This is a genomic window from Acinetobacter sp. BWR-L5 (assembly GCF_039655985.1).
Taxonomy (GTDB): domain Bacteria; phylum Pseudomonadota; class Gammaproteobacteria; order Pseudomonadales; family Moraxellaceae; genus Acinetobacter; species Acinetobacter johnsonii.
The window spans coordinates 172239-188304 of sequence record NZ_JAGFEV010000003.1 but is presented as its reverse complement, the minus strand read 5'-3'; the positions used below and the strand labels follow the sequence as shown (position 1 = coordinate 188304).

12 protein-coding genes are annotated in these 16066 nt (G+C 40.7%); 6 read left to right on the top strand and 6 right to left on the bottom strand.

Annotation, left to right across the window (positions count from 1 at the left end):
* Positions 1-121: 121 nt before the first annotated feature.
* Positions 122-1540 carry an aspartate ammonia-lyase gene (locus JZ787_RS06615; RefSeq protein ID WP_346311965.1) on the top strand — a complete coding sequence of 473 codons (1419 nt, stop codon included), beginning with the start codon at positions 122-124 and terminating at the stop codon, positions 1538-1540.
* A 207-nt stretch (positions 1541-1747) separates the two neighbouring features.
* Here JZ787_RS06615 and ssb read toward each other — a convergent pair whose 3' ends face one another.
* From ssb to JZ787_RS06600, 3 genes are all read right to left on the bottom strand, one after another.
* A complete protein-coding gene (gene ssb, locus JZ787_RS06610) occupies positions 1748-2332 on the bottom strand; it encodes a single-stranded DNA-binding protein (protein ID WP_004691666.1) in 585 nt (194 codons plus the stop codon).
* A 51-nt stretch (positions 2333-2383) separates the two neighbouring features.
* Positions 2384-3748: an MFS transporter gene (locus tag JZ787_RS06605; protein ID WP_004978200.1), complete on the bottom strand. Its 1365-nt coding sequence runs from the start codon at positions 3746-3748 to the stop codon at positions 2384-2386.
* A 159-nt stretch (positions 3749-3907) separates the two neighbouring features.
* Complete coding sequence (locus JZ787_RS06600; protein WP_058870674.1) at positions 3908-4987, bottom strand: DUF475 domain-containing protein; 1080 nt, start codon at positions 4985-4987, stop codon at positions 3908-3910.
* Between the two features lie 211 nt (positions 4988-5198).
* Here JZ787_RS06600 and tenA point away from each other — a divergent pair, with 211 nt between their 5' ends.
* From tenA to uvrA, 4 genes are all read left to right on the top strand, one after another.
* Positions 5199-5873: a thiaminase II gene (tenA, locus tag JZ787_RS06595; protein WP_201701835.1), complete on the top strand. Its 675-nt coding sequence runs from the start codon at positions 5199-5201 to the stop codon at positions 5871-5873.
* Between the two features lie 161 nt (positions 5874-6034).
* Positions 6035-6409: a hypothetical protein gene (locus JZ787_RS06590; protein WP_004978208.1), complete on the top strand. Its 375-nt coding sequence runs from the start codon at positions 6035-6037 to the stop codon at positions 6407-6409.
* Entirely contained in the window at positions 6410-6532 is a 123-nt protein-coding gene (locus JZ787_RS06585) for a hypothetical protein (RefSeq protein WP_256350717.1), read from the top strand. It abuts the gene before it with no gap.
* A gap of 197 nt (positions 6533-6729) precedes the next feature.
* Positions 6730-9561, top strand: coding sequence for an excinuclease ABC subunit UvrA (uvrA, locus tag JZ787_RS06580; RefSeq protein ID WP_346311964.1), 2832 nt, complete (start codon positions 6730-6732; stop codon positions 9559-9561).
* A 231-nt stretch (positions 9562-9792) separates the two neighbouring features.
* On the opposite strand, the gene JZ787_RS06575 is transcribed toward uvrA, so the two are convergent.
* Both JZ787_RS06575 and JZ787_RS06570 read right to left on the bottom strand, forming a co-directional pair.
* Positions 9793-10260 (bottom strand): HIT domain-containing protein, encoded by a 468-nt coding sequence (locus tag JZ787_RS06575; RefSeq protein ID WP_218288614.1) that lies wholly within the window; start codon positions 10258-10260, stop codon positions 9793-9795.
* Positions 10261-10320: 60 nt separating this feature from the next.
* Positions 10321-12066 (bottom strand): GGDEF domain-containing protein, encoded by a 1746-nt coding sequence (locus JZ787_RS06570; RefSeq protein WP_346311963.1) that lies wholly within the window; start codon positions 12064-12066, stop codon positions 10321-10323.
* Positions 12067-13155: 1089 nt separating this feature from the next.
* On the opposite strand from JZ787_RS06570, the gene omp33-36 reads away from it, so the two are divergent.
* Positions 13156-14022 carry a porin Omp33-36 gene (gene omp33-36 / locus JZ787_RS06565; RefSeq protein ID WP_234963332.1) on the top strand — a complete coding sequence of 289 codons (867 nt, stop codon included), beginning with the start codon at positions 13156-13158 and terminating at the stop codon, positions 14020-14022.
* A 49-nt stretch (positions 14023-14071) separates the two neighbouring features.
* On the opposite strand, the gene betT is transcribed toward omp33-36, so the two are convergent.
* Positions 14072-16039 carry a choline BCCT transporter BetT gene (gene betT, locus JZ787_RS06560; protein ID WP_346311962.1) on the bottom strand — a complete coding sequence of 656 codons (1968 nt, stop codon included), beginning with the start codon at positions 16037-16039 and terminating at the stop codon, positions 14072-14074.
* Positions 16040-16066 lie beyond the last annotated feature (27 nt).

Sequence of the window (16066 nt, the reverse complement as noted above, 5' to 3'; positions counted from 1 at the left end):
CTCATCCTTTGATCAATTATAATCTATTATGCAAAAAATGCATGTAGTAATATATTTTTACATTAGAAAAAAAACTGTGCGCACTTTAATATCGATTTATTCGAGATTAGAGTCTATTTAAATGAACATTAAGATTAACACACGCGTTGAAAAGGATTTATTAGGACATAAAGAAATTCCTGCTCATTGCTATTATGGTGTACAAACTTTAAGAGCTTTAGAGAACTTTAATTTAAGTCCAAATAAACTCAATCAATTCCCTGTTTTTATTAATGCCCTTGCAATGGTTAAAGCTGCATGCGCAGAAGCCAATTTTAAACTCAATAAACTTGAAGAAAATAAATACAATGCTATTCAGTATGCATGTGAACAAGTTATTAATTATAAGTATCATGACCAATTTCCAATTGATATGATTCAAGGTGGTGCGGGAACATCCACCAATATGAACATCAATGAAGTACTGGCTAATATTGGATTAGAACATTTAGATCATTTAAAAGGCGAATATCAATATTTACATCCAAATAATGATATTAATATGTCTCAGTCAACCAATGATGTTTATCCAACGGCAATTAAAGTAGGTTTAATTTTTGCAATAGAGCAATTGAACGGCCCGTTTCAAAATTTAATTCAAAGTTTTAAGAACAAGTCAGATGAGTTTTCACATATCTTAAAAATGGGCCGTACCCAATTGCAAGATGCCGTTCCAATGACCTTGGGCCAAGAATTTGGCGCATTTGCAAATACCTTACAAAATGATTTAAACAAGCTCAATGACATCATGCCGTCTGCTTTAAGTGTTGTAAATTTGGGCGGGACAGCCATTGGAACAGGGATCAATACCGAAGTTAAGTATCGTGAATATGCCATCGCAGCATTGTCTGAAATTACGCAAAAGCAGATCAGCAGTTCACCTGATTTAATCGAAGCAACCTCAGATATGGGTGATTTCGTTTTATTATCGAGCTTCTTAAAACGTACCGCGACTAAACTCTCAAAAATTGCCAATGACCTGCGTTTACTTTCTAGTGGCCCTCGTACTGGTCTGAATGAAATCCATTTAGAACCGCGTCAACCAGGCAGCTCAATTATGCCTGGCAAAGTGAACCCTGTTATTCCAGAAGCCATGAATTTAGTGTGTTTTCAAGTCATTGCAAATGATTTGGCCATTACTTTGGCGGCCGAAGCAGGTCAACTGCAGCTCAATGCGATGGAGCCGTTAATTGCTTTTAAACTGTTCGAATCGATCGATTTGTTGGGTAAAGCTATGCAAATGTTCCAACATAAATGTATTGAAAACATCCGTGCCAATGCTGAACACTGTCAGGCCAATGTAGATAATTCAATCGGCATTATTACTGCACTCAACCCCTATTTGGGCTATGAAACAACGACTCGTATTGCAAAACAAGCCAATGAAACTGGTCAAAGTGTATTGGCTTTAATTAAAGCTGAAAACCTATTGTCTGATCAAATTTTGGCTGATGTGCTATCGATCAAAAATATGGTTCATCCTCAGCAATCTTTATCATGATTTATTAGCATTTAGTCTTTTTAAAAAGGGATCTCATCGGAGGTCCCTTTTTTATAGAGGAAAAGTATGCTCTGTCACTCGTATTAGCTGAACATTTTGATGCCATAAAGCTCTTTTTTAAATACCAAATTTGCCTACCATAAAAAAAAGAACTTGATATAAATCAAGTTCTTTTTTACTTCATACAATATTTAGATATTATACAAATCAGAATGGAAGATCATCATCCATATCTGCTGGTGCTGCCGCAGGCGCTGACTGAGGAGCCGCCTTTGGTGCAAAACCGCTTGGGTTATTGTTCGCATAACCACTTTGTTGGTTGTTGCTATTGCCCGCTGCAGGATTGCCGCCATAACCGCCTTGGTTGTTGTTATTGTTATAACCACCACCTTGGTTATTGTTGAAACGTGGTTGTGCATAACCATCATTTCCGCCTTGCATTTGCTCACCTTGCTGACGGTTGTTGTCGAGCATCTGCATTTGCTCACCACGAATTTCTGTGGTGTAGCGTTCTTGACCATTTTGATCTGTCCACTGACGAGTACGCAGTGAACCTTCAATATAAACTTTCGAACCTTTACGTAGGTATTGTTGCGCAATTTCACCTAGACGGTTGTGTAACACAATACGGTGCCATTCGGTTTGCTCTTTACGCTCACCTGTGCTTTTGTCTGTCCAAGAGTCGCTCGTTGCAATTGAAAACTGGGTCAACGAACCACCGTTTGGAAAAGTTTTCGTCTCTGGATCTCGGCCTAATGTGCCCACTAAAATAACTTTATTTACACCGCGCATCTGATGTTTACTTCCTATCTATTTCTATTATTTACTTTATAAGAGTTATGCTTAAATGGCTACCTCTTTCCCCAACAACTGCGTTAAATCTTGTCGCGTAGCATCATCTATTTGCTGCTTATCGACTTTTACATACGCTACTTGCTGATCAGACATCACCACGACCTCTTCAATACCACGAATCGCTAAAAGCTGTGAAGTCCATTCGTCCGTTTGTTTATGTTCAGGTAAACGCAATACCATCGAAGACAAATAGCGCGGTTGTGCCAAGCCAAAACTAATCAATAACCAAACAATCGCTAGTCCAGTCAGGATGCTCCAACCCAAGGCTGTATTGTTTAACAGCAACAACTGACCACCTGTGACACCACCAAAGAATGCGCCTAAAAACTGGCTACTGGCATTAACGCCCATCGCGGTGGCTTTAGACTGAATCGGCGCAGCTTTCGATAACCATGACGGCAACAGCGCTTCCATGACATTAAAAGCAATAAAGAATAAGCCCAAACCTGTCAGCAAAATATACTTCGACTCAAAGCCAAAAATTAGGATGCCTAAGCCTAAAATAATGCCGCCAATAGCCGTTAAAAAGATGCCTCGCATCTTGCGATATTTTTCAGCCAACACAATACTTGGAAAGGCAAAAAATAGGCTAATCACCAAGAGCGGTAAATACACCCAGCCATGCGAATTTAGTGGAATTTTTGCAAAATCGATGAGCTGTGAGGGAACATAAATAAACATTGCTGTCAGCAATAAATGTAAGCTAAACACCGACACATGCAGACGGTTCAGATCGCCCATTTTTAAGACTTGTTTGAGCTGGGCCAAATAACCTTGTTGATAATTACGATGATGGCGGGTGACTTTGGGCACCAAAAATAACATCGAAATGGCCGCCAAACCCATGATGGTGGTCACCCAGAATAATCCTGAAATTCCTACTAAACCGGTAAGCCACGGCCCCAAACTAAAAGCCACAGCAAAAGAAACCCCGATACTCATGCCCATGGTTGCCATGGCTTTCATACGGTTTTCTTCACGGGTCACATCCGCCAGTAGTGCCATCACCACGGCAGACACTGCTCCACCACCCGCAATGGCACGACCAATAATCACCCCATAAATGGTGTCTGACATCGCTGCAATTGCACCACCCAAAGCAAACAGAAGCAGCCCAAAAACCACCAAAGGCTTACGGCTATAACGGTCGGCAATTAAGCTGAAAGGAATCTGTAAAATGGCCTGTGTTAAGCCATAAATCCCCACAGCCAAACCGAGCAACGCAGGCGTTGCATATTCATAGGTCTGCCCTGCCACAGAAAATACAGGGATGATCATGAACAAACCCAACATGCGTAAGGCAAAAATACTGCTTAAGGCAAAAGTTGAACGACGTTCTAAAGCATTCATCATAAACGAGGACAGACTGTATTGAATTAATCTTGGATCAAGATTATAGGCTATTCAATCCGACTAGCGGCATGAATTTTATGTTTAATAAAAGCCTTCCTGATCTGAAAAACAAAAAGCGCAGTCTGAGCTGCGCTTTTCTTCGGTTTAAAGCAATCTGCTTTAAGCGGCTTGATGTTTTTTGTATTGAATAGAAGCAATAACAGCCCAAACAATAAAGGCCACACCAATTAAACCTGTGACGACTTCTGGTACATGTAGACCTGTACCACTTGCCAGCATAATAAATGCTAAAGCACCAATCGCGTAGTGTGCGCCATGCTCAAGGAAGACATAGGCATCCAAGGTGCCTTTTTCGACCAAGTAAATAGTCATCGAACGCACGAAAATCGCACCAATCGCGAGACCCAGCATAATAATTACGACATCGGAAGTAATAGCAAACGCACCAATTACACCATCAAAACTGAACGATGCATCAAGTACTTCTAGGTATAAGAAACCACCAATACCTGCTTTGACCACACCTGTGGTTGCGCCATTGGCATCATGTGTAACCGCATTGCCGTCTTCATCAACTTCAGGTTCGCCACCCAACAAATGACTTAAGACTTGTACACCAATATAAACCACGATGCCCCAGATTCCCGCCATGGTCACCACCAGACGTTTAGCTTCATCGACATTGGCCGCCATCACCAAAAGTGCAATTAGTGCAAGGAAGACCGACATTGCAGGAACATTGGCTAAGTTGGTCAAACGACGTTCTAACCAGCGGAACCAGTGTGTGTCTTTCTCTTCATCTAAGAAGAAGTTTAAGAACACAAGTAACAAGAATGCTCCACCAAACGCAGCAATTTCAGGGTGGTGATCCATCAGACGTTGTGAGTAGGTTTTTGGATCATTCAAAGCCAGTTGTACGACTTCAACAAAGCCCATATCTGCAGTTACAGCCACAATTGCGACAGGGAAGATTAAACGCATACCAAATACAGCGACTAAAATACCCACAGTCAGGAACAACGTTTTCCAGAAATGATCCCAACCACGTAACACAGATGCATTGACAACGGCATTATCAAAAGATAACGAGACCTCCATCACCGCTAAAATTGCAGTGATGGTCAAAGCAGTAAACATGGTCTTTAAGCCCGCTTCTGGTCCATGGGTAAAACCCCAGTACGCAGACAACGCAAGACACACGATCGTAAAAATGATAGAGAAACCAAAATGTTTCATCATGACAGATCGACCTATAAAAAATTTGGAGATGAACGAAAACTTAAAAAACAGGTTGAGTTTTATGGCCGCAATTATGACGCTTTTTGCGCCTGAAACCAAAACATCTTCGTTAATTTTTACTTATCTCACCGATGTACGGAGATGGATTGTTGTTCCGCGTAAACTGTTGTTATAGTCTTGCCCATATTTTGGCTTCCCTCAGGATCTAATCATGGCTTTTTCTCAAGACGTTTGGCAACGTAATATCGACTTATATCAAAAAACACTGGCCTTACCTTTTAACCAAGAATTGGCTTCAGGCACACTTAATAAAGAAGCATTTTGTCATTATGTGATTCAAGATGCACACTACTTGGTGGCTTATGGTCGTGCTTTAGCGGTGTGTGGTGCCAAAGCGTATGAGGCTGACGACATTATTCAGTTTAGCCAAGGGGCTAAAGAAGCGATTGTGGTGGAACGCAGTTTGCATGATGGCTTTATGAAAAATTTTGATATTTCAAAGCAGCAGTTTGAAGAAACCCCGCTGACTTTGGCATGTCACCATTACACTTCATTTCTAACGGCAACAGCATGGTCTGAAAGCTACCCTGTAGTGTTAGCAGCGCTCTTACCTTGTTTTTGGATTTATGCTGAAGTCGGTAAAGACATTGTGGGTAACTCTATCGCCAACAACCCATACCAAGCGTGGATTGATACTTACGCAGGTGAAGAATTCAACCAAGCAGTACGTAATGTAATTGCAACCATCGATAAAGTGGCTGCGCGTTGCGATGCAGACACTATTGAGAAAATGCATAAAGCCTACCGTAAAGGGGCTGAACTGGAATGGTTGTTCTGGGACAGCGCTTATAAACAGCAGCAATGGCTCGGTTTAGACCACGCTTAAAAGCGAAAATGATCCAAAAAGCCCTGAAACCTTCAGGGCTTTTTATTGACCGAATATCGTATTTTTTCAGAAGGCGCGATTGCTATTTTAAGCATTTAAAACTAAACTCCAGTAATGATAATAATTATCATTTGCATAATTAACTTTCGAGGGCCGTTCTCATGCATCCGGATACTCTTGGTACTGAAGCCATTCGTGCATTTTTTACCGTACAATGTTGCTGGCTAAATAACGAAGAAATTTACCTTGAAAAAGGCTGTTTACACTGCGGTTCTGCCGCGACCTATCTCATTTATTATACCAATCCACATATTCAAAAATTGATGTTGGCGTTTATTAAAAAATATCATTGCGTTTTAAGTCGAGAACAAGACTTACTCGACCTACCAGACTTTGAAAATGACTACGACGCCTTCTTACAAACTCTTGAGCACGAAGTCAATTTCTATGCCCGTCTCCATCATGACATTATCCGTCCCTTTGCTTTTGAGACGGTCGATTCAATCTTTGAACGTCCTTATGCGCTAGCATGCTAAATGCTGCAACCACAACAACACTCTATCCCTGAAGGCGTATGGCAAACCAAAAATAGCACAACCATGATGCAACTTTTGCGCTGCGCCGAATGGGTGATCCACTCTTTTTTACGCAACGCGTAAACACCTTTCTGTCTTCAGTCGCAGCCAATATCGATAGCTTGAGACTTGTTTCAACACTGAAATCTAGCTACAGTCTAGCAGCATCAATTTTCTTTTGGCCGACATGATTTGTCGCTATAAAATCATGTTTAACACTTGAATAAAGCATAAGTCGTTATCATATACCTCCTTCATCTGCACAATTTCGAGATAGTTTTATGAGCCAAAGTCATATCCGTATTCGAGGCGCACGTACCCATAACTTAAAAAATGTGAACCTTGATATTCCCCGCGATAAGTTCGTGGTGATCACGGGACTTTCTGGTTCAGGTAAGTCATCGCTTGCATTTGATACACTCTATGCCGAAGGCCAGCGTCGTTATGTCGAATCGCTTTCGGCCTACGCGCGCCAGTTCTTGTCACAAATGGAAAAACCTGAAGTTGACTCAATTGAAGGTTTAAGCCCTGCCATTGCGATTGAACAGAAATCGACCAGCCACAACCCACGTTCTACGGTGGGTACCATTACCGAAATTTATGACTATTTACGTCTACTCTACGCACGTGTCGGCACGCCATTTTGCCCAGAGCATGATTTGCCGATGGTGGCACAGACCGTATCGGAAATGGTCGATGCAGTAAAAGGATTGGATGAAGGAACAGCGCTGATGCTGCTTGCACCTGTGGTGCGTGAGCGTAAAGGCGAATATTCCAACCTGTTTGAACAGCTACAAAGTCAAGGTTTTGTACGGGCGCGCGTCGATGGTGAGATTGTTGATCTCGACCCAATTCCAGAACTCGATAAAAAGAAAAAACACACCATTGAAGTGGTGGTGGATCGTTTTAAAGTCCGTGATGACCTCGGCAACCGCATTGCAGAGTCTTTTGAAACGGCTCTACGTTTGGGCGGTGATATTGCGATTCTTTCGTGGATGAACGGTGAACACCCAGATCGGGTCTTTTCAGCTAAACACTCATGTCCAGAATGTGACCGCGCTGTTGCAGAACTTGAGCCCCGTTTATTTTCATTTAACAATCCCTTTGGTGCCTGCCCAACCTGTGATGGTTTAGGGACTCGTAGCCATTTTAGTGCCGAAAAACTCATTCCAAGCCCTGATGTGTCGATTAGCCAAGGCGCTATTCGTGGTTGGGACAGACAACGTCCGTACTACTACAGCATGATTGAAAAAGTGGCTGAGCATTTTAGCTTTTCTTTGGATACGCCTTGGAATGAACTGGATGCCGACACCAAAAAGAAATTTTTATACGGTACAGGCAAAGAAAAAGTTGATTTAAGTTATATCGATGAACGTGGTCGTAAACATAATCGTGTACAACCTTTTGAAGGAATTTTGCCACATTTAGAACGTCGCTATCGTGAAACTGAGAGTAACTATGTTCGTGATGATTTGGCACAATATCTGTCTAATGCAGCATGTGATGCCTGCGGTGGATCACGTCTGAATGAAATTTCACGCCATGTTCGAGTGAAAGACAAAACCATTGCCCAAATTACCAAAATGTCGATTGGTGATGCTGAAAGTTATTATCAAGATTTAAATCTTGATGGTGCAAAAGGCGAAATTGCCGATAAGATTTTTAAAGAAATTCGTGAGCGTTTACATTTCTTAGTTTCAGTGGGTTTGAATTATTTAAGTCTTTCTCGTTCAGCAGAAACATTGTCTGGTGGTGAAGCGCAACGTATTCGTTTGGCTTCGCAAATCGGCGCAGGTTTGATGGGAGTGATGTATGTCCTCGATGAACCGTCGATTGGTCTGCATCAACGTGATAATGATCGTCTATTAGAAACCTTAGTCCGCTTACGTGATTTGGGGAATACTGTTTTAGTCGTTGAGCATGATGAAGATGCGATTCGTGCAGCAGATCATATTATCGATATTGGTCCTGGTGCTGGTATTCATGGTGGTCATGTGATTGCTGAAGGGACTTATGATGAAATCCTTGCGAATAGTGAATCTCTCACGGGTCAATATTTATCAGGCAAACTAAAAATTGAAGTACCGAAAAAACGTACTGAACCGCCAAAGCCTGAAGAACAAATTAAATTGATGGGTGCTGCGGGTCATAACCTACAGAATGTGGATTTAACCATTCCTTTGGGTGTGATGACCTGTGTGACTGGTGTGTCTGGTTCAGGTAAATCTACGCTGATTAACCGTACTTTATTGCCTTTAGCAGCAACACAGCTCAATGGCGCAACGACATTAACGGCTGAGAAGTTTGACTCGATTGATGGTCTGCAATTCCTTGATAAAGTTGTTGATATTGATCAAAGCCCAATTGGTCGTACACCTCGCTCTAACCCTGCAACGTATACAGGTTTATTTACTCCGATTCGTGAATTATTTGCGCAAACACCAGAAGCCAAAGCACGTGGTTATGCTGCGGGACGTTTCTCGTTTAACGTGAAAGGTGGTCGTTGTGAAGCCTGTGAAGGTGACGGCATGATCAAAGTGGCAATGCACTTCTTACCTGATATGTATGTGCCTTGTGATAACTGTCATGGTAAACGTTATAACCGTGAAACTTTAGAAGTCGGTTATAAGGGCAAAAATATTTCAGATGTACTGAATATGACGGTTGAAGATGCCATGCATTTCTTTGATGCGATTCCTGTCATTCATCGTCGTTTAGAAACACTGAATCAAGTGGGTTTGGGCTATATCCGTTTAGGTCAGTCTGCAACGACACTATCAGGTGGTGAAGCGCAGCGTGTGAAATTGGCACGTGAATTGGCAAAACGTGATACGGGTAAAACGTTATATATCTTGGATGAACCAACTACAGGTTTACATTTCCATGACATTGCTAAACTGTTAGATATCCTCCATGAGCTTCGCAATAAGGGCAATACCATTGTGGTGATTGAGCATAATTTGGATGTGATCAAGACTGCTGACTGGGTGATTGATTTGGGCCCTGAAGGTGGTGCAGGTGGCGGGATGATTATTGCGGAAGGTACACCTGAGCATGTGGTGAAATCTAAAGTTTCGCATACTGCGAAGTTTTTGAAACCGTTGTTGAAGTGATTCTGGGATTCTCCCACTTTAAGAGGGGGGATTTCCTCCTTCCACATAACAGGCGCGACATGAATGTCGCCTGTTTGACTATGCTCAAGGGACTGAACATTAGTTAAACAAGTGGGTTTTGTCACTTTTGCCCAGTAAAAATGAGATAACGCTACACAATAGCAATTATGCCAGCAATCCAGTACGAAGATGCTCTAAAACGATAGTCATTAATACCAATCGTTCAACTTATTATTCAAAAGCTCGAATCTGCTCAGCAAGCAAAGCCAACTCTTCATCATTTGCCCGCTGAAAATCATGTGATGAAATATAGCCTTCGTACTGCTCAAAATATTTATCAACATTAGAGTTTACAGCTTTCCAGTTTTCATGCATTTGCTTGGTTCCATGCATAGGGAACAATTTTGCATGTATATGATCGACGCCAAAACCTTCAAATACCATTGCAGTCCGCCCAACGTCTTCAAAGAATCCATCTAACTTTTTCGCAATTTTCTTGGTGTAAAGTATCAATCCGGTGAGAACATCATCATCCAAATCAAAAGCATAACTTGTGTAATGTTTTTTGGGGATTACAACAGCTGCACCTAACGTATTCGGAAAAATTGTTAAAAAAGCCATGTAGTCGTTATTGCTATCAATAATATGGCAAGGTATTTCATTTCGTGTCATCTGACAAAAAATACAGTCTGTTCTCATTTGCCCCTCATCTATTCTTTTGTACTGTTATTTAAATTTATTCATTTAGGGCTAATTATTTCAAATATAATATGATTCATTCACTTCACCGACTGAATAAGCCACAACCTTATTTTTCCCCTGCTCTTTGGCTTGAAACAAAGCACGATCGGCTTTTTCTAACAGTGCCATCCAACTGGTCGCACCAATTGCGACCCCAATACTAATACTAACTTTCAAATCAGGGCAACGTACATTATCAAGTGGCTTCGCTTCATAAATCTCAGAACGAATCTTTTCCGCAATTTTTAAAGCGCGCTCCATTCCAACATTTTCAATCAGCACAATAAATTCGTCACCACCGTAACGTACCAACAAGTCAGATGTCCGAATATTTTCTTTTAATTTTTCAGCCACAAACTGAATCACCTGATCCCCCATCAGGTGTCCATATACATCGTTGACCTGTTTAAAATGATCAATGTCGATCACCATTAAACAAGTCTCCGAAAACTGAGTCGGCTGATTTTCCAAAAGTTTAATGTATTCATTCAACGCATAACGGTTTGCAACCCCGGTTAATGAATCCAAATGCGCAATATTCTTGAGTCGAAACTCCAACGCATCTCGCTGCTGAAGCGTCTGTTTTAACTGCTGAATCGCTGCAAATAAAGAATAAACATTGGCGGGTTGGTCTTTGGTATCCATCGGGTTGGGGCGAAGACTGGAATGGGATAAATCAAACAGAATTTCACGCGCTTGAATAAGTGGACTAAACACTCTCTTGCGTGCATAGATCATGGTAAACAGTGCCGCAAAAATTGAAATAAGTGAAATCCCCACCGTTGTGAGCAAAATATTTTGTGCTTTATGCTTTTCAATGATGGCTTTTTCAACGCTATATTTGAGTAAATAATTTTGCAATTCCACCACGGTCGAAAATTTATCAACGATTGCTTCAGTTAACTGTGTGCCAGTTAAGTAATATGGTCGATGGTAAATACTTTCATTCATCAAGCGTTCAACAATCAATAGCCCTTTGGCTAAAAACTCGTTATAAACCGCCTGATGCAGCACTTTAAATTCTTCGGTTTTATCATGCTCGGGCTGTAAGGTATCAATGAGTTCCCACAAATACATCACTTGCTTCCGAGTCTGTAAAGAACGCGCTAAATTGGTTTCAGGAATCGGTTGTTTAAAAGCTACATGCGCCATCACATTGGATGCAGCACGACCAGCCTGATCGCGTAAGTCCGCTAATAATAAAATTTGGACATAGAAGTTTGAAACAGCGGTGTCTTTGCCTTCAGATACAGCGATCACATCTTTTAAAACATCATGACTACGATCCCAAGCACTAAACATTTTTAGGATGGCTTGATCCATGGTCTCGGCATTACGTTGCTCACGTGGTAGAGCTGCATAGGCATCTACCTGTTGTCTGCCTTGCATTAAAGCTTCATCTAAACGGTCAAATAAACTTAAATCTAAATTTGGGAGGTTCGAATGCTTTAAAACCTCTAAGGTCTTTTGCATCTGCTCATCTACCGTGAGTCGATACAGTTTTAATTCAAGCACATGTTTGGCAAAGTCTTGCTGATTACTCGACATGAGCTTGTTGGCTGGCGCACGCTCTCGTGAAATCTTATTGGCCAAGTCTGCAACAGCTTGTAGGGCTTGTATTTCAGTTAAAGCTTGGTTGGTTTTGATGTAATCGCGATAACTTTTGACCATCAACGGAATGGATAAGCTGCACAATGACAAAATAATAATGCTCATTGCAATGTACAACTTTTGACTCAAATACTCAGAGCGTATTTCTCGCATACTTCAACCACGCCCCCATTCCAAAATAAAAGAAAACCAAATTAACTGTTCATTATATGAACAGTATATCGTGTATTTAAGTGATTAATTCTTTGTTTTGCATCATTTTAAGATTTCATCAGCCCCAAATGATCACGGCTAAACTTTCACTCACCTATGGAAACTAAGTAAATCAATCCTTAATAATATTCATGTTTAGTGTGAATTTCATTCAATATTTTCTAGTTTTCCCATTTTTTAAAGTACCTATATTTACATATGCAACATTTAGGTGCATAATGCACAGTATTGGGGCGAATTAGCATATATCCTCAGCAGATATTCTAATTTTCCCAAAAGTTTTGGCGGAAAAAACCAACTTCTTTTAGAAGTTGGTTTTTTTTTGACCAAATAAAAGTTTTTAATGAAAATGCATATTCATAATTGCACCATTATGATGCATTAAATTCCAATATATTTTTATTCAGAAAGAAAATAAAATCTTGAAAATTTAAATAAAAAAAAGCCCAACCTTGGGGAAAGTTGGGCAGATAAACAAAAACTGTTTGAGGAGAATTAGCTTCTCAGAAAACAACAATATTGTTAAATGATTCGCTAAAATTATTATGAAATAAATCTGTTCACTTGTAAAGCCAACTAAAGTGCTATGGATTAATATAATTCTATAATTATTGTGAAAATTATCACAAACACTCAGAAGATATGTACATTATGCAAGCAAAACCCGAGTTTTTTGCGCTAATTTTAGGCATTTTTTAGACTTAGGACACAAAAACGCCTATATTTGAGGCGCCTTATTTAACTTTTTTACCGTTTATACCAATTACTTCAATCTAATTTATCAATTAAAAATCAAGTTCAGTACAATTCGATATCGCGCATTCTCTGTTTTCTAAATAGGTATACACTATTGTTCTGCTGTAAGTTTTTTTTGGTTGACATGGATACGATCAATTGAGCATTTTTTAACCTTTAACATAGTTAGAGTAATTACTCAATAACGTAATACCATTAGAGTTCATTGACTTAATAAATTGTTACAATAGAATAGCCTTAGTTTAATCCAATGTTAACAATCTGGTAAATATCATGAAAAAACTCGGTTTAGCCACTGCTTTATTATTAGCCATGACCGGTGCTCAAGCATACCAATTCGAAGTACAAGGTCAATCAGAATACCTCGATGCGTCTGCTGCAAATGACAAAGATTTTACTGGCGGTTTGCAAGGTACTTTCTACTTTAAAGATGTTGATTCATCTAAAGGTCCTTTAGCTGAAGCTGCTTTCTTAAACCAAGCGTCTAATGTATCTGTAGCGTATAACTATGCTGAACTAGATGCTGACGTAGTTGCTCACAACTATGGCGCTAAAGCTGAAGCTTATGTACCAACTAAATTCGTTCCTGCTTATGCAAGCGCGTCTTACAGCCACACTGTTCTTGATGGTAAAAACGGCAAGTCAAATGACCAAGGCGACCGTTATGCTCTTGAAGTGGGTGCTTTAGCTGCTCCAAACTTCTTGGTTGCTGTAGGTTACACTAGCGTTGCTGACCAATTTGCTCTTGATGCGTTCAACGTAATGAGCAATGGCGCGGTTAAAGCTGTTGGTGAAACTGTAACAATCGGTGATGACCAAGACGCGATTACTGCACGTACTAAATACGTAGGTAACATCGACGGTACTAACATGGCGCTTGGCTTAGAAGCTGGCCTTGTTTATGGTGATGACACTGCTTACCAATTAAAAACTGACCTTTACTTAACACCTGCGTTAAGTGTTGGTGCTTCTTATGTTGAATCAAGCTTTGCTGGTACTCCAGATTCAGCTTGGGGTGCGAACGTAAACTACTTCATCACTCCAGCGATTGCTGTAGGTGCGAGCTATGTAAATGCTAATGCTGAAAGTGCAAATCTTGATACACAATCTGTTGGCGTAAATGCTAAATTCCGCTTCTAATTCAATTTAGAAACTGAATAGAAAAAAGGACGCTTAAAGCGTCCTTTTTTTAGTTTGTGGCTCTGACTAAATTTAAGAAATGTAAATGACGCTCATATTGGTCAATAATATCTTGTAATAGATCATCTAAAGTCCAATCCATCACATCATAATTTTGCCCACCTTCTCTTAAGAAAACTTCAGCTTGATAAAACTGCTGTTCTTCGAGTCTATCTGCCATAAAACTAGGTGGCTGAGTTTCACGGGCAACCACCTGATAGATAAAATTAATTTCATTATGGTGATCTACGCGTAACTGCAAGCCATGCTCAATCGCTTGAATGGTCACGTCTAGCTGACGGCGCTGAAATTCCTTTTGTACCGCTGAAAATGCATGTTGTACCTGTTGGCCAATGAACTCTTCGACCTCAGACTGAGTATGTGGATAATGCATAATCAGACCTAGACGCTGTTGCCAACTGCGTGGATTTTGAATCGCACGTGGCGTAATTCGCGCATCTTGTAATGCACGCATTTTGGTGACATCCAAACGCAGTGCTTTCAGTAAGCCCCAACAGACCAGTAACATAATCAAAGTAAAGGGCAAGGCACTCATAATTGTGGCCGATTGTAAGGCTGAAAGTCCGCCTGCCATCAGTAAGATAATCGACAGTAACGCAATCAAAATGGTCCAAAACAATCGTTGCCATAAGGGTGAATTTTCTGTTTCTGCGGTTAAGTAATCAATGACCAATGAGCCTGAGTCGGCTGAAGTCACAAAGAATAGTACCACCAGAACGGTCGCAATCAGGCTCGATATTTGAGAGAAAGGTAAATGGGTCAAAAATTCAAACAGTGCGACGGATGAATCTTGTTGTACTGCTGAGATTAACGAAGTGTGCCCATCTTGAATAATACTGAACAGCGCTGCATTCCCCATGAAGCCCATCCATATCAGAGTAAAGCCTGTAGGTATGAACAACACCCCGACAATAAACTCACGAATGGTTCGACCTTTAGACACTCGGGCAATAAACATTCCCACAAAAGGCGACCAAGAAATCCACCACGCCCAATACATGATGGTCCAACCACCAATCCAACCATTAGGTTGATAGGCATATAGGTTGAAAGTCATCGTGAACAGGTTGGATACATATTGCCCTGCATTTTGAATGCTGGTTTGTAAGATATAAATGGAAGAACTGGCAAAAAACACAAATAACAGTAAAACCACTGCCAGCACCAAGTTCAATTCAGACAGCCGTTTAATGCCTTTGTCCAAACCAAAACCGACTGAGAGCGAAGCTAAAAAAGTGACAAAAATGATTAGCCCGACCTGAATGCCAATACTTTGCTGAATGCCAAAAAGATAATTCAGTCCCGAATTAATTTGGGTCACCCCAAAACCAAGTGTGGTCGCAACCCCGAAAATAGTGCCTAAAGTTGCAAAGGTATCAACCGCATCTCCCGTTGCACCATAGATTTTTTTGCCCACCAAAGGATATAAAGCAGAGCGAACTTTTAAAGGCAAATTATGTCGGAAAGAGAAATAGGCCAGTGACAATCCCACAAGCGCATAAATGGCCCATGCATGTAATCCCCAGTGGAAAAAGGTGATCCGCATTGCTTGTTGTGCGGCATCTACGGTTTGCCCATCTCCTGTGGGCGGGTTGACATAATGCATCACTGGTTCAGCGACACCGAAGAACATCAAACCAATCCCCATCCCTGCGGTAAACAGCATGGCGAACCAAGAGCTACTGCTATATTCAGGCAGACTATGATCAGGACCGAGTTTGATTTTCCCCATATCGGAGAGCGCAATAAAGATCAGTAAGATCAGAAATAACGCGACAGATAAAACATAAAACCAGCTAAATGAATCAATAATCCATTGATTTAAATGTTTGGTTAAAGCCTCAAAACCACTTGGATCAAAAAGAATCAAGGCCAGAAAAAGCACTAGAATCACGACAGTGCTGAGAAATACATTCCGTTTGATGTTTGCAAACAGCGATGGCTTTATGGAAGGCATAATTCCCCCAGAAAATTATTTTTAGTA

Excerpts from the sequence above, each read along its gene's own strand:
- JZ787_RS06615 (WP_346311965.1), top strand. The coding sequence starts at position 122 with ATGAACATTAAGATTAACACACGCGTTGAAAAGGATTTATTAGGACAT.
- ssb (WP_004691666.1), bottom strand. The coding sequence starts at position 2,332 with ATGCGCGGTGTAAATAAAGTTATTTTAGTGGGCACATTAGGCCGAGAT.
- JZ787_RS06605 (WP_004978200.1), bottom strand. The coding sequence starts at position 3,748 with ATGATGAATGCTTTAGAACGTCGTTCAACTTTTGCCTTAAGCAGTATT.
- JZ787_RS06600 (WP_058870674.1), bottom strand. The coding sequence starts at position 4,987 with ATGATGAAACATTTTGGTTTCTCTATCATTTTTACGATCGTGTGTCTT.
- tenA (WP_201701835.1), top strand. The coding sequence starts at position 5,199 with ATGGCTTTTTCTCAAGACGTTTGGCAACGTAATATCGACTTATATCAA.
- JZ787_RS06590 (WP_004978208.1), top strand. The coding sequence starts at position 6,035 with ATGCATCCGGATACTCTTGGTACTGAAGCCATTCGTGCATTTTTTACC.
- JZ787_RS06585 (WP_256350717.1), top strand. The coding sequence starts at position 6,410 with ATGCTGCAACCACAACAACACTCTATCCCTGAAGGCGTATGGCAAACC.
- uvrA (WP_346311964.1), top strand. The coding sequence starts at position 6,730 with ATGAGCCAAAGTCATATCCGTATTCGAGGCGCACGTACCCATAACTTA.
- JZ787_RS06575 (WP_218288614.1), bottom strand. The coding sequence starts at position 10,260 with ATGAGAACAGACTGTATTTTTTGTCAGATGACACGAAATGAAATACCT.
- JZ787_RS06570 (WP_346311963.1), bottom strand. The coding sequence starts at position 12,066 with ATGCGAGAAATACGCTCTGAGTATTTGAGTCAAAAGTTGTACATTGCA.
- omp33-36 (WP_234963332.1), top strand. The coding sequence starts at position 13,156 with ATGAAAAAACTCGGTTTAGCCACTGCTTTATTATTAGCCATGACCGGT.
- betT (WP_346311962.1), bottom strand. The coding sequence starts at position 16,039 with ATGCCTTCCATAAAGCCATCGCTGTTTGCAAACATCAAACGGAATGTA.